Annotated in this window: 16 protein-coding genes and 1 tRNA gene; 10 read left to right on the top strand and 7 right to left on the bottom strand. The window is 60.3% G+C overall.

All coding sequences use genetic code 11. From position 1 onward, the window contains the following. The first annotated feature begins 100 nt into the window (after positions 1–100). Both CI41S_RS11905 and CI41S_RS11900 read left to right on the top strand, forming a co-directional pair. Positions 101–745, top strand: coding sequence for a QcrA and Rieske domain-containing protein (locus CI41S_RS11905; protein ID WP_139859104.1), 645 nt, complete (start codon positions 101–103; stop codon positions 743–745). Between the two features lie 146 nt (positions 746–891). Further along, complete coding sequence (locus CI41S_RS11900) at positions 892–2,622, top strand: methanol/ethanol family PQQ-dependent dehydrogenase (RefSeq protein WP_139859103.1); 1,731 nt, start codon at positions 892–894, stop codon at positions 2,620–2,622. A 265-nt stretch (positions 2,623–2,887) separates the two neighbouring features. On the opposite strand, the gene CI41S_RS11895 is transcribed toward CI41S_RS11900, so the two are convergent. Further along, entirely contained in the window at positions 2,888–5,203 is a 2,316-nt protein-coding gene (locus tag CI41S_RS11895) for a xanthine dehydrogenase family protein molybdopterin-binding subunit (RefSeq protein ID WP_139859102.1), read from the bottom strand. Position 5,204: 1 nt separating this feature from the next. Next, entirely contained in the window at positions 5,205–5,657 is a 453-nt protein-coding gene (locus CI41S_RS11890) for a (2Fe-2S)-binding protein (protein ID WP_139859101.1), read from the bottom strand. A 554-nt stretch (positions 5,658–6,211) separates the two neighbouring features. Here CI41S_RS11890 and CI41S_RS11885 point away from each other — a divergent pair. Then, positions 6,212–6,286, top strand: a tRNA-Glu gene (locus CI41S_RS11885). A gap of 295 nt (positions 6,287–6,581) precedes the next feature. Here CI41S_RS11885 and CI41S_RS11880 read toward each other — a convergent pair. After that, positions 6,582–7,691 (bottom strand): SLOG cluster 4 domain-containing protein, encoded by a 1,110-nt coding sequence (locus CI41S_RS11880; RefSeq protein ID WP_172628002.1) that lies wholly within the window; start codon positions 7,689–7,691, stop codon positions 6,582–6,584. A 132-nt stretch (positions 7,692–7,823) separates the two neighbouring features. Here CI41S_RS11880 and CI41S_RS11875 point away from each other — a divergent pair, with 132 nt between their 5' ends. From CI41S_RS11875 to CI41S_RS11850, 6 genes are all read left to right on the top strand, one after another. Beyond that, on the top strand, positions 7,824–9,554 hold the full coding sequence (locus CI41S_RS11875) for a phospholipase D-like domain-containing protein (RefSeq protein ID WP_172628001.1): 1,731 nt from the start codon (positions 7,824–7,826) through the stop codon (positions 9,552–9,554). 219 nt (positions 9,555–9,773) lie between these two features. Beyond that, the gene (locus CI41S_RS11870) at positions 9,774–11,030 is read left to right on the top strand and encodes an endonuclease/exonuclease/phosphatase family protein (protein ID WP_139859098.1); all 1,257 of its coding nucleotides are present in this window, start codon (positions 9,774–9,776) and stop codon (positions 11,028–11,030) included. Between the two features lie 63 nt (positions 11,031–11,093). Beyond that, entirely contained in the window at positions 11,094–11,282 is a 189-nt protein-coding gene (locus CI41S_RS11865; RefSeq protein ID WP_139859097.1) for a hypothetical protein, read from the top strand. A 54-nt stretch (positions 11,283–11,336) separates the two neighbouring features. Then, the gene (locus tag CI41S_RS11860) at positions 11,337–11,639 is read left to right on the top strand and encodes a hypothetical protein (protein ID WP_139859096.1); all 303 of its coding nucleotides are present in this window, start codon (positions 11,337–11,339) and stop codon (positions 11,637–11,639) included. Further along, positions 11,602–12,429, top strand: coding sequence for a hypothetical protein (locus CI41S_RS11855; RefSeq protein WP_139859095.1), 828 nt, complete (start codon positions 11,602–11,604; stop codon positions 12,427–12,429). Before CI41S_RS11860 ends, CI41S_RS11855 begins: the two co-directional genes overlap by 38 nt. 420 nt (positions 12,430–12,849) lie before the next feature. Continuing rightward, positions 12,850–14,547 carry a DUF262 domain-containing protein gene (locus CI41S_RS11850; RefSeq protein ID WP_139859094.1) on the top strand — a complete coding sequence of 566 codons (1,698 nt, stop codon included), beginning with the start codon at positions 12,850–12,852 and terminating at the stop codon, positions 14,545–14,547. Positions 14,548–14,704: 157 nt separating this feature from the next. Here the strand turns inward: CI41S_RS11850 and CI41S_RS43390 are convergent, their stop codons facing one another. Both CI41S_RS43390 and CI41S_RS11845 read right to left on the bottom strand, forming a co-directional pair. Continuing rightward, entirely contained in the window at positions 14,705–14,872 is a 168-nt protein-coding gene (locus CI41S_RS43390) for a hypothetical protein (protein ID WP_172628000.1), read from the bottom strand. 481 nt (positions 14,873–15,353) lie between these two features. Continuing rightward, complete coding sequence (locus CI41S_RS11845) at positions 15,354–16,526, bottom strand: C40 family peptidase (RefSeq protein WP_139859093.1); 1,173 nt, start codon at positions 16,524–16,526, stop codon at positions 15,354–15,356. 183 nt (positions 16,527–16,709) lie between these two features. On the opposite strand from CI41S_RS11845, the gene CI41S_RS11840 reads away from it, so the two are divergent. Then, positions 16,710–17,723, top strand: coding sequence for a restriction endonuclease (locus CI41S_RS11840; RefSeq protein ID WP_139859092.1), 1,014 nt, complete (start codon positions 16,710–16,712; stop codon positions 17,721–17,723). Between the two features lie 313 nt (positions 17,724–18,036). On the opposite strand, the gene CI41S_RS11835 is transcribed toward CI41S_RS11840, so the two are convergent. Further along, a complete protein-coding gene (locus CI41S_RS11835) occupies positions 18,037–19,638 on the bottom strand; it encodes a hypothetical protein (RefSeq protein WP_244626477.1) in 1,602 nt (533 codons plus the stop codon). After that, a complete protein-coding gene (locus CI41S_RS11830; RefSeq protein WP_139859091.1) occupies positions 19,610–23,641 on the bottom strand; it encodes a type II TA system antitoxin MqsA family protein in 4,032 nt (1,343 codons plus the stop codon). The genes CI41S_RS11835 and CI41S_RS11830 overlap by 29 nt, the downstream gene beginning before the upstream one ends. Positions 23,642–23,674 lie beyond the last annotated feature (33 nt).

Raw genomic sequence — 23,674 nt, 5'->3', positions numbered from 1 at the left:
GGCGATCAACCAAAAGCTGCAAAGTATTTTTGCATCTGCGTTCGCGCATTGAGATGCGCGCCGCCATCTTTTCGGCCGAGTTGCACGTTCAGCTTGCGCCATGTCGGAGTCCAATCCCAGCGCTTCCGTCAATCAGATCGGTCAATCCGAGCCGACGTCGTCGTACGCTGATCCGACGCGTCGCGCGCTGCTGACGGCATTGGCCGGATGCGCCTGTCTCGCCGCGATCGAGTCCGCCGCCGCCGATGACGAACAACCCGGCGCCAGTGAGCGGCCGCAAAAAGCCGACGTGCTGGTGCGCGCCGAAGGCGACAAGGCCGGCGAAGTCATCACGGCGGAGGATCTGACGCTCGGCGGGCCGCCGCTGCGCGCCTGGCCGAAGGATCCGAAAACCTCGGTTGTCCGCAAGGGCTCGCGGCTGAACGAGGTGGTGGTGGTCAAGCTCGACCCCAACGAGCTGGACGAGACCACGCGCGCCCGCGCCCCTGACGGCATCGTCTGCTACTCCGTGATCTGCTCACACGCCGGATGCCCGATCACCGCCTGGGTGAAGGAAGAGCAGGGCGACAAGAACGTCCTCAAATGCATGTGTCACAACTCCGAATTCGATCCGCGGCAGAATGCGCAGGTGGTGTTCGGGCCGGCGCCGCGTCGCATCGCGGCGCTGCCGCTTTCGGTCGCCGACGGCGCGATCTCGGTCGCAGCGCCATTCGTCGGAAAGGTGGGTGCTCAACAGGGAGGATGAGGCCGCCGCATCGGGATTTCTGCATGACCTAGAGCATGATCCGGATCCGGAGGACCGCGTTAGCGCAAAGCGTGAAGCGGTTTTCCGAAGGAGATCGTGCTCAAAATAAATCTGAAAAACAAAACAGAGCAGGGAGGTAGCATCTCATGACAAGGAAGCACTTGTTGTTGTCGGGCTGTGTCGCGTTCACATGCCTGGTCTCGACCTACGCCGCCGCAGGCCCGATCGAAAACTACAGTCCGGTGACGTCGGCGCGTCTCGAAAATCCGGAACCCGCCAACTGGATGCTGTATCGGCGGACCTATGACGGACACGGTTTCAGTCCGCTCGACCAGATCAACACCTCCAACGTCAAGGACCTCAAGCCGGCCTGGACCTTCTCCACCGGCGTGATCGAGGGTCACGAGGCGCCGCCGATCGTCAACAACGGCGTGATGTTCGTCGCGACCCCGATGGGGCAGGTGATCGCGCTCAACGCCAAGACCGGCGAGGAATACTGGCGCTACAAGCGGCAGCTGCCCGACGATCTGTTCCAGCTGCATCCGACCAGCCGCGGCGTCGGGCTGTGGGACGACAAGGTCTATCTCGCCACCACCGACGATCACGTCGTCGCGCTCGACGCCAAGACCGGCAAGGTGGTCTGGGACACCAAGGTGCAGGATTACAAGAAGGGTCAGTACATGACCCTGATGCCGCTGCTGGTCGACGGCAAGGTGATCGTCGGCGGCTCCGGCGGCGAGTTCGGCGTGCGCGGCTATGTCGTCGCCTATGACGCCAAGAACGGCAAGGAACTGTGGCGCACCTTCACCATCCCGGCCCCGGGCGAGCCGGGCAGCGAGACCTGGCAGGGCGACGACTGGAAGACCGGCGGTGGATCGGCCTGGATGACCGGCAATTACGACAAGGACACCAAGACAATCTATTGGGGCGTCGGCAACGCGGCGCCGTGGCCGGGGTCGGGACATCCCGGCGACAACCTCTACACCAGCGCGGTGCTGGCGCTCGATCCCGAGACCGGCAAGATCAAGAACCACTTCCAGTATCACCAGAACGACAGCTGGGACTGGGACGAGGTCGATGCGCCGATGCTGATCGACCTGCAGCGCGACGGCCGCTCGTTCAAGAGCCTGGTGCATCCGGGACGCGACGCGATCTTCTGGGTGCTCGAGCGCAAGCCGGACAAGATCAACTATGTCGCCGGCTGGCCGTTCGTGAAGACCAATGTCTGGAAGGGCATCGAGGCCGAGACCGGCCGTCCGATCGTCGATCCCGAGCACAAGCCGGTGCTCGGCAAGCGGGTCGAATTCTGCCCGTCGCTGTGGGGCGGCAAGGACTGGCCGTCGGCGGCCTATAGCCCGAACACCAAGCTGGTCTACGTTCCCGCCAACGAAAACTTCTGCGGCGGCTTCACCGGCGAAAAGACGCCGCTGGTTCCCGGCCAGCTCTGGCTCGGCACCAAGCCGGAGGACATCGGACTGACGCCGGGGCCGAACGCCGATCATTTCGGCGAGCTGCAGGCGTGGGATCCGGCCACCGGCAAGAAGGTCTGGCAGCACGACTTCAAGACCTCGCAGCTGTTCGGCTCGGTCACTGCGACCGCCGGCGACCTGGTGCTGGCCGGCGGCACCAACGACCGCGCCTTCCGCATCTTCAACGCCAAGACCGGCGAGTTGCTGTGGGAGCAGAAGACCAACTCCGGCATCATGGCGATGCCGATGTCCTACGAGGTCGACGGCACGCAATACATCGCAATCCAGTCGGGTTGGGGTGTCGACGCGCAGCGCATCCAGGACGCGCTCGCCGGCAAGGTTGCGGGCTTCGAGAACAACGTGCCGCAAGGCGGCGTGATCTGGGTGTTCGCGCTTAATAAGAAGTAGCAAGAAACTAGAAGCGCGAACCGTAGTCAGGGGGCGATGCGATCGGGAAGCGGCGGAGGGGGGAGCTCCGCCGCTTCCTGGTCCGCTTTCTGTCTATCCCCCGTCATTGCGAGCGAAGCGAAGCAATCCATCGCTCCGCATACGCTGCGGCATGGATTGCTTCGCTGCGCTCGCAATGACGGCTCAACAATCCCGCACTCCAAAAGAAAACGCCCGCGAGCAAGTCGCGGGCGTCCGGTCTGTTGCGTCTGGCGCTTCGCCGTGATCACGCCTCCAGCTGCTTGCCGATCGGCAAGTTGCGGATGCGCTTGCCGGTGGCGGCGAAGATCGCGTTGATCAGCGCCGGTGCGAACGGCGGCACGCCGGGTTCGCCGACGCCGCTCGGCGGTGTGCCGGGGGCGGGCGGCACGATGTAGACGTTGGTGATCGCAGGCGACTCGTCCATCCGGATCACCGGGAAGTCGTCAAAATTGCTCTGCTGCACTTTGCCGTCCTTGAAGGTGATCTCGCCATACTTGGCGAGGCTCAGCCCCATGATCGCGGCGCCCTCGATCTGCGAGTGGATGCGCTCCGGGTTGACATAGGTGCCGCAATCGATCGCGGTGTCGACCCGCGGCACCGTCAGCTTGCCCTTGTCGTCCACCTGCACCTCGACGATGGTCGCGATGTAGCTGACGAAGGAGCGGTGCACGGCGATGCCGAGGCCGTGGCCCTTCGGCACCTTGCGGCCCCATTCGCCCTTGTCGGCGACCAGCTCGACCACCTTGCGCAAGCGCGCGGTGTCGATCGGGTAGCTGTCATAGGGCTCGCCGTAGTTCCAGGGATCCTTCACCGAAGACAGGTTGACGATCCGCGGACTGCCGATCAGCTCGAGCAGCATGTCCTTGGGGTCGCGGCCCGTCGCCTGCGCGATCTCCGCGACCATCGACTGCACCGCGAAGGCGCGCGGGATGTTCGACACCGAGCGGAACCAGCCGATCCGCGTGAACGCGGCCGCTTCCGGATTCTCGCACTGCAGATTGGCGATCTCGAACGGGTTGTCGATCAGGCCCATGCCGAGCTCGAACGGCGCCTCGTGATTGGCGCCGGCCGCAAAGGTCGAGGCGATGGTCGGCGCCACGCTGCGGTGCCGCCACGCGATCACCTTGCCGCTCTTGTCGAGGCCGGCCTCGATGCGTTCCACCGAGACCGTGTGCAGGAAGTCGTGATGCACGTCGTCATCACGGGTCCACTGCACCTTGACCGGCACGCCGAGCTCCTTCGACAGCAGCGCCGCCTCGATCGCGAAGTCGCACTTCGACTTGCGCCCGAAACCGCCGCCGAGCAGGGTCACGTTGACGGTGACATTGCCCTCGGGGATGCCGAGCGTCTTGGCGACGTCCTCGCGGGTGCCGCCGGGGCTCTGCACCGGCGCCCAGATTTCCGCCTTGTCGCCCTTGACGTCGGCCACCGCGACCGGCGGCTCCATGCTGACATGGGCGAGATGCGGCAGGTAGTACTCGCCGGTGATGACCTTGTCGGCGCCCTTCAGCGCCGCCTCGACATCGCCCTCCTTGCGCACCACGAGGCCGGGTTTTCGTGCCGCTTCCTCGAGCGAGGCGCGATACGCGACCGAGTCGTACTTGGCGTTGGCGCCGTCGTCCCAGACGATCTTCAGCGCGTCGCGGCCCTTGATCGCGGCACCGGTGTTGTGCGCGATCACGGCCACGCCGCCGAGCGGCTGGAATTTCGACGGCCACGGCCAGCCCTTGACCTCCATCACCTTCTCGACGCCCGGCACCTTCTTCGCGGCGCTGTCGTCGAACGACTTCAGCTTGCCGCCGGTTACCGGCGGCCGCGCGATCACGGCATATTTCATGCCGGGCAGGCGGATATCGGCGCCGTAATGCGCCTTGCCGGTGGTGATGTCGTGCAGGTCGACGATCGAGACCTCGCCCTTGCCGAGATAGCGAAAGTCCTTCGGGTCCTTCAGCTTGAGGCTGTCGATCGCGGGCACCGGCTCCTTGGCGGCATCGGCGGCGAGATCGCCGAAGCTGGCGCGGCGGCCGCTCGCGGAGTGCACGACCTCGTGGTTCTGCGCCTTCACCTCGCTGGCCGGCACGCCCCATTTCTTGGCCGCGGCGGCCTCCAGCATCGCGCGCGCCGAGGCGCCGATCTGGCGCATCGGGATCAGATAGTGCCGCGTGCTGCGCGAGCCGTCGGTGTCCTGGTTGCCGAACTTGGCCTCGTCGCCATGGGCTTGCTGAACATGGACGCGTTTCCAGTCGGCCTCCATCTCCTCGGCGACGATCAAGGGCAGGCTGGTGCGGACGCCGGTTCCCATCTCGGCGCGGTGCGCCAGAATGGTGACGATGCCGTCGGGCGCGATCGCGACGAACACGCGCGGGTCGACCACGACGCCATGCGGCATCTTGCCGGCGCCGGTCTCATAGGCAAAGGCGGTGCGCGACATCACGGGCGCGGCGAGCACGAAGGAGCCGGCGATGCCGAGGCCCTTCAGGATGCTGCGGCGCGACACGTTCTCGACCTTCACGTGCTTCTCGAAGCCGCGAAGTTTTCCGGGATTGGTGATGATGTTCATGTCACACCCCCGTCGATGCGAGATGCACGGCATTCTCGATCCGCTGGTAGCAGCCGCAGCGGCAGATATTGCCCGACATCGCTTCGCGGATCTGGTCGTGGCTGGGCTTGGGGTTTTCGTTGAGCAGTGCGGCGGCCTGCATGATCTGGCCGGCCTGGCAGTAGCCGCATTGCGGAACATTGACCTGGCGCCAGGCCTTCTGCACCGGATGATCGCCGGTCGGATGCAGGCCCTCGATGGTTACGACCTCGCGGCCGACCACGTCGGACACCGAGGTGATGCAGGCGCGCACCGCCTCCTTGTCGACGATCACGGTGCAGGCGCCGCACAGCGCCTGGCCGCAGCCGTATTTGGTGCCGGTCAGCCCGGCTTCATCGCGGAGATACCAGAGCAGCGAAAGATCCGGGTCGCCGTCCCAATTCTGTTCCTGGCCGTTGATTTTTAGTTTGATCATGGTCTGTCCTCGCTCTGCTTAAGCCTTTGACCGGGAGCGGTGCAGGCGATGGAACGTCTTCCCTTGCCGGCGGCCGCCTTGATGTTTGTTTTGCCAAGATGTTGGATAAGCTGTTGGTTAAGCCAAATTGCCGTGCGTGCGCCTGGGGCGTGCGCTGTGTTCCAAGCACTCCTCTCGCTTCTCGGGCGCCCCGCCGGGCGCAGCATGGTGAATGGCTGCAATGCTATCAGAGGCTGGCGCCGAGTGACTTCACAGGCAGGTGTTTTGCATTTGCCGTTTGGCAAAAGCGGGGCCGTGCACGACAGCGGCGTGACATCTTAAGGTGGGACATGCTGCTGCAGGCGAGGCGACGGTGGCGTCTCGTCCGACACCCGTCATATCCCGATGCCAATGCCGCATCTGCGGGCATCGCGCCGCGCTGAACCCGCAAATCCGGAGCTCCGGCGCAAGATTCCGCCCCCGGGCCCGTAAAGGATCAGTGACAAAATCTCCGCCGCAATGCACAAGCCATCTTGCGGCAGGCCGATTTCAAGGCTATTGCCTTGCCTCTCAACGCTCCCTTCGTCTAGCGGTTAGGACGCGGCCCTCTCAAGGCTGAAACAGGGGTTCGATTCCCCTAGGGAGCGCCAGTGATGTCAATGGCTTAGATCCATTTGACAAAAATCCTCGAATATCCGTCGAATAAGCATTGGCGAACGTGGGCGAACGGGCGTCGCTGGTTAATCGGCTCAGCCGCTGCCTATGTGCGCTAGCGCCGCTTACTGAACGTGGGATCGCGATTGGAGCGAAGCCGCTTTTTTAGCGGGCTCATAGACCGCGTGAAAATCCGTTAGAGTAGCCTGCCTCGGCCGCTCCTGGACTTGTTTCTTTTCACAACGGCAGAACCGGACCGCGTCCGGCTACCAAGAAGAGTGGGTCGCGAGCCTACCTGCGGTTCATCCTGAGCGTCCCGATTTTCAAGGGCTCGGCTGCGAGCGCAAAGGTCAGGTTGCGCTGGGACGTCTTTTCATGTCCGCGCAGGACCGTGATGATCGACGCGTGATCGGTGGTGAAGAGCAGTTTTTCATCAAGGCAAGCTTCCACGTCGCCCTTCGGCCGCTTTTCCGATACGAGACCGAAGGATAGGATCGGGCGGATTGTTGGGTGAACATTGATCCCTGGCGTCGCCGCCTGCGTTTCGCTAAGGATAGGGTCTGTCTCCCAATACTTGTCACCATCGAAGAAAATCATCGGCGTCACCTCGTCGAGGGTTTTGGCGTAGTAGTTGCGCTCCACATCCTGATAAATCTCCCGCATCGTCCCGCCGCCGCCGCGGCCGTAAATGATGCCCGCTCGCGAATTGTTGACGAGGGCCTCCTCCCGCAAGCTGTTTTGGAAATATTTCGCGTAGTGCGTTGCGAACGGCATGGTTGGCTCCGCGCCATAGAGCCAGGTCGGGATCGCCAAACTAACCGGCAGGATCGAAGGCGCTTTAGCGCGAACCTCAACGGCCGTCTTCAACCAGTTGCGTGCTTCGTCGATCGCCCCAAGCTTATCTTTTTTGATCGTCCAATCATCATTAAAGAGATCGTCGAGGAAGGGGGCTTTTGGCGCGGCGCTTATGAGCCCAATTGCTTCGTCGAGCGGTCCAGCGCTGTCGAACGAAGAAAATGCCACCCCCAGATGCGCGGCCTCCATCACGCCCGGCCCGCCACCCGTGACCAGCAGAAAATGCTGCCGGGCGAGATCGCGCGCGAGGTGGGCGATGGCTGCGTAGGCCTTGTGATTGCGCGGAAGGCTGTGGCCGCCCATGACTCCCACGAGCGGCCGTTGAACCGTCTTCAGAAAGACCCGCAAGGCGTCGGCAATCGCGGCGTCATGCGCGGCCTGCGCTGCGCGGATGGCGAGCGACGTCGGCAAGGGGCCCCCGTCGCTGGCGAACTCGCGATAGATCGCGAAATCTCGCGACAGCGTGAAGCCCATCGGGTCCCACGGGTTAAAGCCTCCCAACAAATCGTCGGCGGTGTAGAGCTGATGGGGCACGGTCGCAGGCATCGCAATCCTCCGGAGAAAAATGACAAGAATATAAAGGGCGGAAGGCGTCTGGACGGGCGTTATACTCCTCCTGCACGTATTGCGCGAGCGGTCTATTCGTGCATGATATCCAGCCGAGCGGGGGAAGCGGTCATGGTCACTCCAGTGACAGTCAAGGCCTATGCGAGTCCAGGCTGCGTGCTTTTGACATTCAATTGGGCGGACGGTGTCGACCATCCGGATTTCCTGGGCTTCGCCATCGAGCGTAACCCGGGCTACGGGCGCGACGGAAAACCGCAGTTCTTGTTCAACAAGCTCGATTTCGTGCCGCTTGCGGAAGACGCCCGCCCGAAGGGAAGCGACCGCGCGCCGATCCAGAAGTTTAACTGGTGGGACGGCGGCATCAATGTCGACGACCAGGGAAGGACTTTTGAATACTCCGTCATTCCGGTCCTGGGCACAGGCCCGAATGACTTGACATTACAAAAGGGGGCTGCCGGTAAGCGAAAGGTCGCCGTGCCAAAGCCGCTCCAAGGGCAGATCGCCACCTATTTCAACCGGGCTGTCGTGAGCGCCCAGAGCTTTGCCAAACAAAAGGACAAGCCGCTCGAGAAGCAAATGGATTGGCTAGCCAATGGCCTCCAACATGCAATCCCAGACATCCTCGAGGAAAGCGACGCGTTCGACTGCGCCATCTATCATCTGACTGACAATCGATGGGTCATCCCGGCTTTTACCAGTTTCGAGGGACGCGGCTCGATTGTCTATTTCGACAAGGCGGACGATTCCAAGTCCCGCGCCGCCGCCCGTCTGATCGCGGACGAACGCCACAATATCTCGATCCACAAGCGCGATGCCATCTCAAAGCTGATGCACGACAAGTTCATTATTTCTTACAAGAAGAAGCATGAGCAGGCCGTGCTGATGGGCTCGACAAACTTCACGCCCGAAGCCCAGACGGTGCAGGCGAACCTTCTGCACATCATCCATTCGCGCGAGCTCGCCGCGCTCTATGCAGAGCGCGGCAATCTCCTCGCCAAAAACATCGGCAAGAAAGACATGGAGGCGCCTGCCTGGAGCGATGTGACAGACGTTGAAAATACCAAGATCCGCGTCTTCTTTCTGCCGGAGCCCGGCACGCAGCGTGAATTTTTGGACACGGTCACGGAGGCCGTAAGCAAGGCCAAATCCTCGGTGTTGTTCTGTATGTTCACAGCGTCCGACAAGGACCTGATGGAAGCCATCTTTGCCAAGGGCGATTCACCGAAGCATCTGATCTATGGCTTGTTGAACAGCATTGATGATCCCGATAAGCCGACCAAAAAGGGCGAAAAGCGAAAGCTTCCGGAGATCGCCAGCACCATCTTCCACCGCTCGCAGACGAATCCGGACACGCTTCCCTATTCAGCCTTCGGCGCCAATGCGCCGCGTGGCTTCTTGCCCGAATTGAGGACGATCGACACAACGGCTTACGACGCGTCGGTCACCAAGAGCAAGGCCAAGGCCGGGAAAAAGAAATCGCGCGTTCCGCCGATTCATGTGCACCACAAGTTCATCGTGATCGACGGCGACACCGCGGCGCCGACCATCTACACCGGCTCCCCCAATTTCAGCAAAGCCTCGGAGAATTCCAACGACGAGAACGTCCTGGAGATAAAGGGCAATGCCGCGCTCGCTCAGGCCTATGTCGCGGAATTCATGCGCCTCTACAACCACTATCGGGCGCGCGCCATTTGGAACAAGACCCATGAGAAAAAGGGAGCGAAACCGAAGCCGGGTTCCGACGCGGACCCGCTTGTGCTCAAGCAAACTCGCGATGAGTGGGTAAAGGATGCTTATAAGAAAGGAACGAAGGCATCGCTCGCCAGAGAGCGTGGTCTATAGGCCGAACGCCGAAAGGGCGGCACGACGGCTTGCTTTTTTGACTTTGCGCATAACTTTGTTGATTGACGTTGAACCTATGCTGTTCGCAGCCGATTAAAACGAAGCGATTGCAACCATGGCCCAGTCTGCACGATCGCCGACCCTTCTCTGTTTTTCAATCACGATAGGGTGGTCGCCGTCGCGGCCGGCTCGTCCATCGGTCAACCTCAGGAGCGTCCCATGCGAATTCACCGGTTGATCCTGTTAGCCGCTTTCATGCTGCTTGAAGCAACGCAGGGCGTGCAGGCGCGCGACGTCAAGATCGCAACGTGGAATCTTGGATGGCATCTGAGCCAGGCTGAAGCAAAGGACTGGATCCGCGATTGCGGCCAGCCTTTCAAGCTCAATCCCGCCAGCGGATTGTTCGAACCCGCGACAACCGGGACGACAAAGCCCGGCTGGGAGCTCAAATGGGGGCGTAACGCAAAGATCAAATGGGACATCGCCGTAAAGCCCCCATGCGACGTCTATCAGGCGAATTTCAAGATCGTCCCGGTAACCGAAGCGGCCTATCAAAAGCGCGCTCAGCAGCTCCAAGACTTCATCGGCCGGAACCTCGATCCGGACATCATGACGTTTCAGGAGGTGAGCGGCGCCACCGCCGTGCGCGAAGTTCTGCCCAACAACGGTGCTGACTACGAGATCTGCTCGTTTGGCACTTTCAAGGTTCAGCGGCTTGCGATTGCCTGGAAAAAGAGCCTAGGCACCGGCTCCGACTGCGGCGTCATTGCGCCATTATCGTTGCCGGATCTCGCTGCGAAGGATCAGGTGCGCCCCGGGTTATCGCTGACGCTTCAGATCGACGGCAAACCGCTGCGGATCATGACCGTGCATCTCAAGTCGTCCTGTGTTAGCCCGCTCGAAGACCGAGGCAAACTTGATGGTGGCGGCGATGCTTGCCCGATCCTCCAGCGACAGGTTCGTCCGCTCGAGGATTGGCTAGAAACAAGCTCCTCCGGCATGCCGGTCATCCTGATGGGGGATTTCAACCGGAATCTCTCGCACGAGAAAACCTCTATCGCGAAATCAGCCATCCGTTCCGACGGAAGCGACCCAGCGACGTCCCTGCCAACCGGCGTTCTCGTTCGCAGCTTATACGGCGAGGTTAATGATGGCGCCCCAGCTTCCAGCGCCCTTGCTCACCTGGAACCCGAATGCCCGGTCAATGCTGTCGCCAGGCAGCTCTGCGAGCGCTCTAAGCGGGAGCTCTTCGATCAGGATGCGCTGAAGCCGCTAACGCGCGCAGATAGCCTTGGCTGCCGTAATCCGATCGGGTTGGACCAAATGCTCGTGAGCTCGAGCCTTTCGGTGTCAAATCCCGCCACCAAGGTCGCGATCGGTCGCTTCGGAGGGACGCGGCCGGCCGGGCAAGGCCATCCCGATCCGTTGCTGGCGATCTCGGATCATTGTCCGTCGACCGCAACTTTGAGCTTCTAGCGTGGCAGGGACCTAATAACTTCCGACGCCCGTCTTCGACATCTCACCATATGAAAGTACGACATGTCTTCATTCGCAATCTACACCTTAGATGCAGTGTCGGATACATTCGAAAATCTCCATGTCGTCGTGTCCAGCGAGCAGGATGCGCGAAACACGGCAACGGGATTGGACGCCCTCGTGTTCAAAGATGGCGTGCCGTGGAAGTACTTCGATAATCACGGCGCCTCTTTCAGCATTACCGAGGAATAGAGTCCGGGTGCCATTCGGTTCTTTCATTGTTCGTTACCTTAAGGAGGACTCACCATGCCACCCGGTGAAAATCAAACCAGCGACGAAGCTCTCGACGGTCAAAAGCCAGGCGACAAGGGAAGCGGCGTTTTTGCCGTTCCGGATCCTACAAGCCCCGAGCAGGGTGCGTTCAAGAAAGTAATCGTGTCCGACATCACCTATCCGGATTGCGTTCGGCGAGGCCAGAACTGCATGGTCTACAAATGGCTGCCCAAGAAGCTGAGCCAGGGGACAACCGAATGTCCGACCAAGGGCGTCCTTTGCAACAAATCATGCGCGCATGATCTCTGCCTTTGCATCAATGGCACCTGCCAGTGATGCTATGTGGAGGCTCTTTCTCTTCTTTCTGATCACGTTTGTTATCTTTGCCGGTGTTGTCGGTGGCCTCCTTTACACCGCCGATCAATGGATTCCGATCGTAACGACGCGGCTCGGCAAGGCGGAGGAGACCAACAAGCTCCTGGTCGTTCTGCCCGCTGCCATCGCGACGTTGCTCGCCGCGCTTACGAGCGGCGTTAGCGCCCTGATGCAGACGGGTGCCCAGCGGGCGATGAACCGGGAGCTTGCCACTCAAAAAGCCGCGATCGACGAGGATCTCGACCGGAAACGCAATACGCTTCTTGAACAACTGGACAACAAGAAGACGGATAACATGAAGGCCTTGGAGGATCACAAGACCTTGCTTGCCAAGGAGCTTGATGAGCACCGCGATGAGATCAGTCGTAAGCGAGCCGAACTTGGTGAAGAGATCGAATACCTAAAGGAAGCCCGGGACACGGCGACCTACTATCGCTTCTTTGTCGGACAGCTGCGCGTCGGAGCGTATTCAGGCAGGGAGACGAAGGCCTACCACGCAAAGCTGGTCATCGCGCGTGACAGGCTCCCCCGAGAAAGCGATCTTTACCTGGAATGGTGCGCGTTTATGCAGTGGGGCCGTCTTCTGGAAGAAAATGCAGGGAAACGAAAGACCACGGGACAAGTGGAGGTCTGGGAGGAGCCTATCCCAGAGCATGGCGACCTCGAGCTCGGCGTGATTTTTGCCGATAGCGGCGAGCGCGTCCTGGCGCTGATCGAAGAGGCAATCGCCCACCTGCGCACGACGCGTTGAGAGAAGGGGACTGCGCGCACGTTCACGGTGGCCGCCAAACAACTGCTATTGATTTTGGTCGCGGACCACAACAACGCCCGAGCCGCCATCGCCACCGGTCGTAACGTACGCCGCCAGATCCGGCGACGGATTGGGAAAGCCCGATGCCTGAAAGGCCGCGACCGCGGCTTAGGCTTTCAGGTGACGAATGCCGTCTTCGCTCTCGCTCATTTCCGCCGCGCGGGAACACCGTTTGGCCTTTTGTAGGTCTCGTTGATCCTTTCATTCTGGCCGGGGAAACCTCACGCCTCCGGGGGGATGGCTGCCGTAATTTCTGCTGAACGGCGCAGATGACGACGTAAACCTGAGGAATTGTGGAAATGAGCCTCGACAACCCCGGGTTCTGGATGCGATGTTTTCTGCATTTGGGGAGAGGAAATAATGGCTTCACCACTTTCAGCGCACGAACAGCCGGTCTCTAAAATATTCGGTGGCGACTATGTTTTTGAAATTCCCGGTTTTCAGCGTCCCTATGCGTGGACGGTTGAGCAGGCGCGCGACCTCCTGGACGATCTTTGGGATGCCGCCAAGTCGAAAGACCCGGGGGAAGAGTACTCACCCTATTTCTTGGGAAGCATTGTCCTCATCAAGCCGGAAAATGTACCGGACTGCCAGGTCGTGGACGGCCAGCAGAGACTGACCACGATCACTCTCCTTCTTTCGGCCATCCGGGCAAACCTATCTGCCGAAGAAGGCCGCGACATCACCCAACTCATCTATGAAAAAGGAAGTCAGATCCTGGGTACGCAGGACCGGTTTCGGTTGGCCCTGCGGTCCCGGGACCTTGATTTTTTTCAGACCTACGTTCAGCGCGAGGGCGGCTTTGCCAAGCTCATTGCGTTAGGCGAGCAGAATTCAGACAGCCGACAGAACCTGCGCAGAAATGCTCTTTATTTCGACGAGCGGCTGAAAGAGATGACCGTCGCCGAGCGCGTGACTCTCGCGCAGTTCATGGTGACGCGATGCTTTCTCGTTGTGGTGTCGACCCCTGATCTAGACTCCGCTTATCGCATTTTCTCGATCCTCAATAGCCGGGGCTTGCCGCTCGCCCCGGGCGACATATTGAAGGCCGAAATCGTCGGCGCGATCGAGGACAGTCAGCGCGACGCCTACACGAAGAAGTGGGAAGATCTGGAAGAGTCTCTGGGACGCGATCAGTTCAGCGAGCTTCTAAGCCTCATTCGCATGATCTATCGCAAGGCAAAGCCGAAGGGCACGGTTCTCAAGGAATTCAAAGAGCACGTCGCGCAGGCGTACAAGCCGAAGCAACTGATCGACGATGTCATCGTTCCCATCGGCGAGGTGTTCGCGGAATTGACCGACTCCGCTTACGTTAGCTCGGAAAAAGCGGAGATCGTCAACGAGCATTTGAAATGGCTCAATCGCCTCGAATTCAACGACTGGCTCCCGCCCGCCTTGGCTTTCGCCGTGCGCCATCGCAGTCAGCCGAAGAAGATGGAGATCTTCTTCCGAGATTTGGAGCGCCTTGCATACTCGATGTTGATCCGCAAGAGCAGCATCAATGACCGCATCGATAAATTCTCGCGGCTTACCAAAGAAATTGAAAGCGGTGATGATCTGACGAGCGAGAAATCAGCCTTGCAGCTTTCGCAGGCTGAACAAGCGGCGACGTACAAGGTCTTGAGCGGACCTCTATATGACACTCTCGCCGCTCGTGCCCGCTCCGCCGTTCTGCTTCGTCTGGACGCGCTTATGTCCGGCGGTGGCGCAAGTTACGACTACGATACCATCACGGTCGAGCACGTGCTCCCGCAGAATCCCAAAGCGGACAGCAAGTGGGCCGAGTGGTTTCCTGACGCGCAGAAGCGGATCGAGGTGGTCCACTCGCTCGGTAACCTTGCGCTTCTGACAAGGAAGAAAAATGCTTCGGCCAGCAATTGGGATTTCGACCGCAAGAAAAAGGCCTACTTCTCAAAAGATGGCGTTTCGCCATTCGTCCTCACGACGCAGGTTCTCGAGCACAACGATTGGATGCCTGCCATCGTGGAAGCCCGTCAAAAACAACTCTGCGACAAGCTTGAGGCTCACTGGCGCTTGCAAAATCGCAAGGCCGCTTAAATTCTTCGCGTAAGGGCGAGCCGAAGTCGTCGCCGGGCGCTTCGAGGCGGCGGTCCGTAAGCGAAACACACTTCGATCCTTTGACGCAGCAGCAGGTGCGGCGGCATTCCCCTGCCGGTTCCTTTGCCCCCGTAGCGGCAGGAGGGCGGCAAGCCGTTCAGGAGATTGCAATTTCATAGGTGCCGAGCTTGGCGAAACGCTCATCGATGGGCTCTGCCCGGGACCGCGCTGCGGCATAACCGTATTGCAGCGGCGGATCGAGGGCATCGTTCCTGCCTGGCTCGGAGGCCTCTCTCGGAAGACCAAACCCGGTCGAGAAATCCATGGTGTCGCTCGCCGGAGGCACTCGCACGAAGGGCTGCCGCTGCGCGGCATCGCTATCACTGCCCGTCGCGCGGGTGCCTTGTTGACCGGTCTCGCGACTGCACTCGCTTTCGGGCCCCGCCGTCATTTCATGCCGGCGTCGCTATCACTGTCCCGAAATCGGGTGCCTTCCTTTTAAGCCCGCTAAGAGGCCAGCATCGGTGGCCTCGGCGGACATCGTTGCCGCTGGCATATGTCGGGACCGGCGCCCGAAGCGCATCCGCCTCCGGGCGACAGTTGTCGCCGTCATAGTTTGCGCCGCATTCCCGTCGTGTGCCCTCCTAGCGCGCGCATATTCCTATTTAGGTATGCAGGTGTATTTTCAGACGTTCAGTCCGCAGCTTCCGACTTGAATACCGACTTGGATCGGATAGCTCGTGAGGCGACTACATATCGGGCGTAGATCATCGCGCTGGTCCCGATAGACGTCAATGTCGTTACCGTCATGCACTCGGGGCGTTCGGATAGGCCCGTCCTAAGGCTTCCGTAAGAACGCTCAATCGCTTCTCAAAGTATTGGAGCGAGAGATGCGTGAGCCTGATCCATTCGTCCCAAACGAGCGAATGGCCGGGAGGCCTCTCGGGATCGTTGAGAATGGAGGCGCGGGATCGGATCTGGTCGCGGGTCTGACGAATGAAGCCGAGCGTCCCCTCTAGATCGATGTCGGGGTCCGGTTTGAACGACTCTTCGAGCGTATAGCGCATGCTCTTATCGTCGATTGCTTCGGCGGCTGTCTGCATCGCCTGCCACTTACCCTCAGACAAGAGCTTGAACGCTAGTTCGTCGATGACTCCGGTGCGCTGGCGCAGATCGTTAGCCTCGAATGTATCCGGCAGCTTGTCGACCTCAAAACACAGCGCTCCGATCATGTCCAAACACTGGAAAAAGCTGGTCGGGCGAAAGCTGAGGAGCCCTGGATAGGTCGCCATCAACGCATCGATAGGAATGAGTAGCGCTGAGTAGTACTCAAATAGCAGCTTGGCTTGCCCGGCCATGGGCGATGGCCTCCTGTCACCGTCCAGGGCGCTCATGTCCTCAATATTCTCAAACGACAGGACGCGTTTGAGAACGTCGGTCGTAACGTCCGCAAAACGAGCGGATCTCTGCAGAGTAGCAGGAGTCGTCTTCATGGGGTCGATCGTCTTAAATTCGGGTGCGCCAGCCGCGCGAAACGATGCCGCGACGAGCGCCGAGCAAAATGTGCGATCGTCACGCGGCCGACCCAGGTGTACGCCCGGTACGATCGAGGAAATCGCCGCTCGCTTGGAATATGCTTTGGCAAACGACATCATTGCCGCGCTGGCCGCCGCGCTTGCAATCGCTGCGTTGGGATACCGGAGAACCCGCACATGCTCGGGGTCATGGATGAAGCAGTTGTGCGAATTGATATTCGAAACACCGGAATCGATGGCTTCGATGAGCGTGGGTGGCGTCGTGCAGAGGAGTGCGTGGCTGAAATCGCCACGTGATCCCGTCGCAATCGCGTCTGAGACTGCCTTTCCCTTGAAAGACGTTGATTCCGCGTTTCTTGCGAGAATGACATCGCCGCACTCTAGCTTGTTAGCATCGAACACGTAGACATAGAGCCCATTATACCGAGGGTTCTTTTCAGTCATCGGCATGATCCTGCATATCGCTTTCCCAGACGGTGCCCTGTTAGCTTAATTTGTCGGAGATCAGTTGTTCAAATTAAAGCACTCTTGGGAGGCGCCTTTTCTCCGCTGCTTGATATCGCCGGCCTCGCGGAAGTGCACGACTCAGGCTAACCTGGCGCGAGATACTGATAACAACGGCCGGCGATGTCGAACAAGATCAAGGGAAGGCTCCTCGAGGACCTCGTGGCGATGCTGCACGCCGCGCCGGGTGTCACTGTGGAGACGCGGCGGAAGCTGCCCGTGATACGCGGTAACCGCAAGCGCAAGCGGGAAGTCGACGTCCTGATTACGGCCGACGTGGCGGGATACCCGGTACACATTGCGATCGGATGCAAGAACGAGAGCAAACCCCTCGACACCGATGCAGTCGACAATTTCGCCGGCATCCTCGAAGATACCGGCATCCCCCTCCAGCAAGGCATCCTCGTCAGCGCGAAGGGATACACGGCCGACGCGCGGGACGCGGCTGCCGCGCGCCGCATCCGGACGCTGGTCTTCGAAGGACTCAACGTCGACCGGCTGAGCCAAGAGATCAACGCCGCGTTGAAGGCCGTCGTCTATCTCCTGGTCTCGCAATTCAATCTCAGCATGCTTCCGTACGTTCCCGAGGGGTGGAAGGATGATGGTCTCTTCATCACGGTGGTGCTGGATCGCCTCGATGAGCCGCCGATAACCGAGATCCTGAACGCGATCTGGTTCTTATGGGTCTCCGAAAAAATCCCGGCCTCGATTGGCGAGCACCTCGTTCGCCTCGCGCCCAAGAACCCGGATGCCACGTGGATTGCCGTGGGGGCCGTCACCGTGACGGGGTGGATGGCATCTGCGCCGGGTATTGTGAAACACGGGATTCTCCGCGATGCCCAAGCGGGGACGATCGATCGTGTGCATATCGCGGCGACGTTCGAGGAAACAAAGGGCCCGCTCACGCTTGAGCCCGTGACTTCCGAGAAAGCATTGGCGGATATTGTCGAGAAGCAGCGCAACTCCCTCGTCATGCGCATACGCGTCCCCCGCATTGTGTCCGACGTTGGTTATTGGCCGCCAACCGTCGCAGCGATGAACAAGGCCAAGGCGCTCTTTGATGCTGGAAAGAAGATTACGTTTGAAGACATGGAGGACACAAATATCATGGACGCATGGCGCTTTAAGACCAGCTGACAACTGTATGAACTCGCCATGGTGTGCGCGCTGATTGCCGGTGGATCAGTGCGGCGGTCCCGGTGAGATGTGCGACGCGTCCTTGACGTGTCGCTCGCCGGAGGCACTTGCGCAATGGGCTCGCCTTCCGCGCCGCTATCGTTGCCGTTGCCCGGGTGCGTTTAACCGGTCTCGCGACTGCACTCGCTTTCGGGCCCCGCCGTCATTTCATGCCGGCGTCGCTATCACTGTCCGAAAATCGGGCGCCTTCTTTCTTTTAGGTTCTCCAAATCCCAACGTAGTACGCGTCGGATGCTTGCGTGGCGCGATTATGTCAGATCGTTCCCGCGGTCGGTGACTGTCCCTTGGCGAGGATGTCTTCCAAATATGCAAGGAACTGCTGCAGCTCTTCCTCGGGCGTCAGCCGCAATTCCGTCGCCCATTGCTTGGCGACCATTGTGGGATCTCCAAGTGCTGCGATGTCCGGCTGTCCGTCAATGACGGGTAGGGACTTAAGCTTCTCGGCCAGCCCCTTTGCCGCCTGGTCTTTTATAGCGCGCGCGAAACTCTCGCGCGCCTCGTCCCCCCGCTCTTTGCCGAGCCGCCGCAGGATCTCACCGATGCGTCGTTCGAGACGTTCCTTCGGCGTCCGCACGATGCTTGCGCGCTTGTCCATATACTCGGTCGTGGTACTTGATGTGATCTGCACCTGCGATAGGAGATGCAGAAGAAATGCCGGGACATCACGCACACCGGGATTGACGATCTCGAGCCGCCGGTTGGGATGGAATTCGAGCCACTCGCGGATGACAAGATTGATGTGCAGGTCGCCAAAGCCATAGCCAATACATACGAGCGTGGTGACAAAGTTGAGATTCTGCTGAAAGTGCTTCAGCATGCTCTTTGGCAGAACCTGCTGGCTTCGGGCGTCAAATTTGTAGGCGCCGGCCAGGAGAGTCCGCCGAAGAAACTGCATCACGCCCTGTTCATCGGGGTAGCAAATCTGGTTCGCCGCTTTCGCGCGCATGCCGTGACCGCCGGGGATCTCATAGAAGAGGCCCTCGTTGGCGGCGCGTAGAACATCGATGACGCCTTCCTGCCCCGGCGCGCCTGGCAGCAGCTTTAGCAAATCCTCACCCTCGTTGAACGTGAAAATGTCCAGCGCACCATGAATCTTCAGAAGATAGATTCCTGGCTTAGGCGGGTTCGGGAAATACATGGCGTACTTCTCGAGTTCGGCTTTGGTGAGCACTTCCGCCTGGATCTCACCGATCGGCTTTCCAGCCCGATCGCGACGGATAAACTTCTTTCGCTCCGGACTGAACCCGCTGTGAAGCGAGATGGACAAGCGTGCCGCTATTGCCTCGACAATTACGTCATGGTTGAGCGAGAAAATCCACAAAGGTGAATTCTCATCAGCCAGCGCCCGAAGGCCGTCGTAAGCGGAAAGTTGTCGAGTGAGGTACGCTTCGTTGTTGACATGCCGATAGTAGAGCATGTGGTAGACCATTTCGACCAGCCACACATAGAGCCCGTGATACGCAAGCGCATGCGCCCGGTGACGGCGCCACTGCGCCTCAAGGTAGCCAAGGATCGCCTCGTAGTGCATCTCCGGGCGCCCAAGGCAAACAATCAGATCCTCGATCACCTCATCCGGATGGCCGCCTCCCTGAATCCGCCATCCTTTATTGAACTCGCGTAGCTCTTTGGGTGTAAGCCATTTCTTGATTTCGTCGGTCAATTCCCAGACGAGCGGCAGTCCCGCCTCATAGGATGCACCTGCGCCAAGGAAGAGGCCTGTAAGTGGCTTCATTTGCTGATGGCCATTGTTGAACGTGGCTGCTGGCAAATTCGATCTGTCGCAACCGGGTAGGCTGCTCGCAGGCTCGTCTTTTCGGGTGGTAGAGTCATGCGTCCCATTGAGCAGCTTGCTCATCGTCATCGCGCTTGGCTGACTCTACCTGCTTTCGCATTTGCGTGTGCGCGACTGTTGCCCAGCGCCGCAGGGCTCCAATCGGGTGCTCGAAGAGCGACCGGAGCGGCTCCTCGTAGAGCGCGAAATAGATAGCCAATGACCCAGACCACCCAAACGTATGCATATTCTGCATGAGGTAGCGCCGCACGTCGTCGCGATCGCCAAATTCGTTCAAAAGCCGCATCGTGAGAGGGTGAAAGCTTCGTTCGACGCCTGCAGCGCGGGTCGTGAGAACCGGAAGCGTACGCGCCAGGAACGCGGGAGCCGCATCAGGATTGGCGTGCGCCCAGGCAAACAGAATATCTTCAGGCACGTGCAGGATGGCCGGCTGTTTCTTGTCTGCAAACGAAAAGCCATCTCCGATGGCGTGCTCGATCCGCCATGCCGTGGCTCGGTCCCGAATGATCGCGTTACCGAACACCGGCCATACGATGGACGCGAAATTGTGAAACATGATGGGCAACAACGGCTTGATCATCTTGGCCGTGTCGCCGTCCGGGTTGGCCGCAAGATAGTTCGCCAACTTACCAGCCGCCACCCGCGCGTCGGTGTCGTCTCGCCCCTTTTTGAGAAGCCAGACCAAGACGTGCTCGAAGTGATGTGCGCTCATCTGCGAACCGCGCCGCTTCGGACGCTTGCCGACGTGGTCGACCGCCAGCATGATCTGGGGGCGCAACTCCTCAAGGCGATTTAGATTGCCATGGACGAACATGCCCATCACGTCCAGCGCGACGGAATAGGCCGCGCTGTCCATACCCAGAAGCTGATCAAACAACGGTGCTGCCGACGCAGTGTCAAGCTTCGCAAATACCCCGCCCATACCCCAATGCGACATGGCGCGCGGCCGCAGTGTTCCTGCTCTCAGGCCTTCGCATACGAGCCCGACATCATCTGCCGTTATGCCCAGCAACAGGCACAAGAACGGCAGCGTGGGTGCAAAAATATTCGAATGGACGGCCTCGCGCTTGTAGGCGCCGAGCACGGCGGGATGTTGGGCGGCGAGGCCGGAATAATATCCGGCAATCAGCCCGTAGTTCCGGCTGTCTTCGGCGGCTGCGGCGTAGGCTCGCTTGATCGGCTGTTCCCATACAAGCGGGTCGTCGGCGAGTTCGGCGATAGCCTTGCCGAAAGGGACTGACATTCGCTGTTCATCACGGGACAAAGCATCGAGCGCCTTAAGCAGCGCATCCGGCTGCGCGAGGGCCTCGCTGGCCACCGTGCGCACCGTCTCGATTTGGTGCGCTTCCCGCTCGTGAAACTCAAGCTTCGCGTCGATGGGATAATCCCATGGCATCTCGGTGACAAGCAGGCGGATGCGGCCAGCAATGTCTTGCGGTGAAAGATCAGCAATGAGTTTACGAACGCGCGGCTCTTCATCGTCCTTGAGTTCAGACAAATCGTACTGCAGTACATCGCCCAGCGCGTTGAGCGCTGCGGGCCAATAGGGATGAACTGCCCGAACTTGCGCAACCCACCTCTCTACATCGTCGATCAAGCCGCCGCTCACGTATGAACGGAATTCCTGAGCGATCCCATTGCGGGCTTGCGCGCCCAACGCGTCGCCGCGGAGGCCGATCGTGACCAATCGATCGACGCACGCAATCACGTATTCCCACGCGTCCTTCCAATACTTCGGTTGCCAGGGGACCAGTTGCGGACGGCTACCGTGTGTTTCAGGCCCCATCATGCTTGCATGCGATTGCATACTGGATGCCTCGATGAGTGCATCGATCACGATGGGCATTTCCTGCGGATCATCTCTCTGCAACAACTCATCGAAGAGACGCAGGCGGGGCGCCGCCGGCGCAGTCGTATTCGCCCCAAATACCGGGAACAACGCCTTGAACTGCCCAACGGAATTGTTGCCCCATTGCTCGTTTTCGGCAACGGCCAGCCTGAGCAGCAACAGCGCGGCACGCTCGAAGGTGATGTCGATAAAGCCGATTTTTTCAAGAGCATGGACCAGTCCGCGCCGCAGGTCGCCGCGAACCTCTTCGAGCTCCTTGATAGATAGCGGGTTCAGGACGTGCTCCAGGAGTGTGACGACCGCTTCCGCATCGATCTCCGCCAAAGCGCTGACAACGTCGCCGGCACCTTCTTGGCCGAGGGCTTCCAATGAAGCAAAGGGGCCATCAAAGCGCATCACATGCCGTGCGACCTGCGGCGCGATATGGCCGGTGTTCAAGAGTGCGAGCTGCCAAGCGGCGTTCTGCCGTAGCCGCTCTGGAAGATTTCCAGCGAGTATGCCGTCCCATGTTGCGTGGCCCCATTGCCGCCACTGCCGTTCAGCAAGCGCCAGCGCGAGCGGCTTGGGTTGCAGGCTAACCAGACGCCCATGCTGCTGCACCACGCCGCGCGCCTGCAGATCGGCGAATGCGGCGCGCAGATCCTCGACGGATCGGCCCCGCGCAAAACGAGCAACATGTGTGAGATCATCCAGTTCACCGGCGGTGCCGAGAAGCCGGAACGCCCCCAGGAGCATCCCCGCATCTTTTAGCAACGCCGGATCGGTCGGCCTTCGACCAAGAACAATCCGGTCGATGAGCTCGTCATCCGTGGCGGCCGCGATGGGCATATCGCTGAGCCACGCCTGACCGAGCAGGGTTGCCATCTGTGGGAACCCACGCGCAAATCTCAAAAGACGGCGATGATCTTCGCTCGGCAGTTCAGGGGCGATCTGCTTGATCATCCCTTCGACGACAGCGTCACTCGCCCGATCGACCATCAGCAACTCATCGTCGCCCTGAACGGATGGGGGAACGTCGTGGTCGATGGTGATGAGTGAGACGCGGCTGCCGGAACGCTTCACCATGCCGACGAGGTCGTGATGGGACTCGAGCGGACAACGATCAACGACGACGATCGCTCGGAAACCGGAGTCGACGAGGCTTTGTACGATATTCTTGATAGCCACCGGTCCAGCTTCGGACTCCACCGAGTACAGAACAAGGTCCGAGAGTTGAACGCCCGATGCCTCCTCCTCCTCGGTCGGGCCGAGAGCTTCATGCGTCAGTCGCGACTTACCAACGCCGGACAAACCCACGACGCGGGCGATGCCTCGCGGCCTGCCGACCAACGAGTGGAGCTTTTCGCGGAAAGAAGGTAAGCGCGGGTCCGGAATCCACGGGCTGCCGTCGAAACGGCCTGCCCAATGCGTCCAGTCTTTGAAGGGCCCGACCAAGCCGGGCTGCGTCTGCTCGAGAACCCAGGCCGCGACGGGCGGCAGAATGTTTACCCATGACGCGAGCTGGTCGGCGTCACGAAACTGAACCTGCTCGGGTTTGACCTTGAGCCCTGCTTTCGCGAGGGCCTTGCGGATGCTTTCGGCGCGCGCTTTGACGAGCTTGTTCTCGTACGAGTGACCACACGCCATAATGTAGCAGCCGCCTTTTTCCAAGGCGTCGCGTACCATCGACTTGACCTCGCCGGCCGGCGTCAGAACGTCCGCGCCGGCTTCAGCCGGCGAGATCGGTCCGGCCTTCAACTGGAACTGCGAGATGCGGTTTGGCAAAAACGTCGTCCGTTCGGGGCCGTCCTGCCACTCGATGCGCGCATCCTCGCCGCCGTCGGCAGCGGTGATGTTGGCTGCGACGTGGATGCCGTCCATCGGCAGGTTCCCGCTGAGCGCCTCACCATCGAGGAGCCGGCGCATGAGCAGGACGAATTTTCTCGGGCTGAGCGCCGCGATGTGCTTGCCGGTGACCTCGAACGGTCCCGTGCTGTCTAGTTCCATCGGCGCGACCTTGCCGCCGGACAGGGTGATGATGGCGGACGGGTTGGCGTCGAGCAGACGCAGGATATTCGCCGTCGCGCTCGTCGGCTTAATCGTCCCGGATTCATATTTCGTGAAGGCGCGCGGACCGCCGCCAAGCAGCTCGCCCGCCTCCACCTGCGACAGGCCGATCTTCTCGCGGATACGGCGGATTTCCTGGGGTGTAAGGTCCGCTGGCTTGCCTTGCGTCATCGTTCAGCACCAAAATGGTCATCGAATCATTGA

The organism is Bradyrhizobium ivorense, assembly GCF_900696085.1.
Lineage (GTDB): Bacteria > Pseudomonadota > Alphaproteobacteria > Rhizobiales > Xanthobacteraceae > Bradyrhizobium > Bradyrhizobium ivorense.
Note: the sequence above shows the minus strand (reverse complement) of the source record. Positions and strands in the feature narration are given on the sequence as shown.

Coding starts and splice junctions, on each gene's coding strand:
- CI41S_RS11905 (WP_139859104.1), top strand. CDS start 101: ATGTCGGAGTCCAATCCCAGCGCTTCCGTCAATCAGATCGGTCAATCC.
- CI41S_RS11900 (WP_139859103.1), top strand. CDS start 892: ATGACAAGGAAGCACTTGTTGTTGTCGGGCTGTGTCGCGTTCACATGC.
- CI41S_RS11895 (WP_139859102.1), bottom strand. CDS start 5,203: ATGAACATCATCACCAATCCCGGAAAACTTCGCGGCTTCGAGAAGCAC.
- CI41S_RS11890 (WP_139859101.1), bottom strand. CDS start 5,657: ATGATCAAACTAAAAATCAACGGCCAGGAACAGAATTGGGACGGCGAC.
- CI41S_RS11880 (WP_172628002.1), bottom strand. CDS start 7,691: ATGCCTGCGACCGTGCCCCATCAGCTCTACACCGCCGACGATTTGTTG.
- CI41S_RS11875 (WP_172628001.1), top strand. CDS start 7,824: ATGGTCACTCCAGTGACAGTCAAGGCCTATGCGAGTCCAGGCTGCGTG.
- CI41S_RS11870 (WP_139859098.1), top strand. CDS start 9,774: ATGCGAATTCACCGGTTGATCCTGTTAGCCGCTTTCATGCTGCTTGAA.
- CI41S_RS11865 (WP_139859097.1), top strand. CDS start 11,094: ATGTCTTCATTCGCAATCTACACCTTAGATGCAGTGTCGGATACATTC.
- CI41S_RS11860 (WP_139859096.1), top strand. CDS start 11,337: ATGCCACCCGGTGAAAATCAAACCAGCGACGAAGCTCTCGACGGTCAA.
- CI41S_RS11855 (WP_139859095.1), top strand. CDS start 11,602: ATGATCTCTGCCTTTGCATCAATGGCACCTGCCAGTGATGCTATGTGG.
- CI41S_RS11850 (WP_139859094.1), top strand. CDS start 12,850: ATGGCTTCACCACTTTCAGCGCACGAACAGCCGGTCTCTAAAATATTC.
- CI41S_RS43390 (WP_172628000.1), bottom strand. CDS start 14,872: ATGGATTTCTCGACCGGGTTTGGTCTTCCGAGAGAGGCCTCCGAGCCA.
- CI41S_RS11845 (WP_139859093.1), bottom strand. CDS start 16,526: ATGACTGAAAAGAACCCTCGGTATAATGGGCTCTATGTCTACGTGTTC.
- CI41S_RS11840 (WP_139859092.1), top strand. CDS start 16,710: ATGTCGAACAAGATCAAGGGAAGGCTCCTCGAGGACCTCGTGGCGATG.
- CI41S_RS11835 (WP_244626477.1), bottom strand. CDS start 19,638: ATGAGCAAGCTGCTCAATGGGACGCATGACTCTACCACCCGAAAAGAC.
- CI41S_RS11830 (WP_139859091.1), bottom strand. CDS start 23,641: ATGACGCAAGGCAAGCCAGCGGACCTTACACCCCAGGAAATCCGCCGT.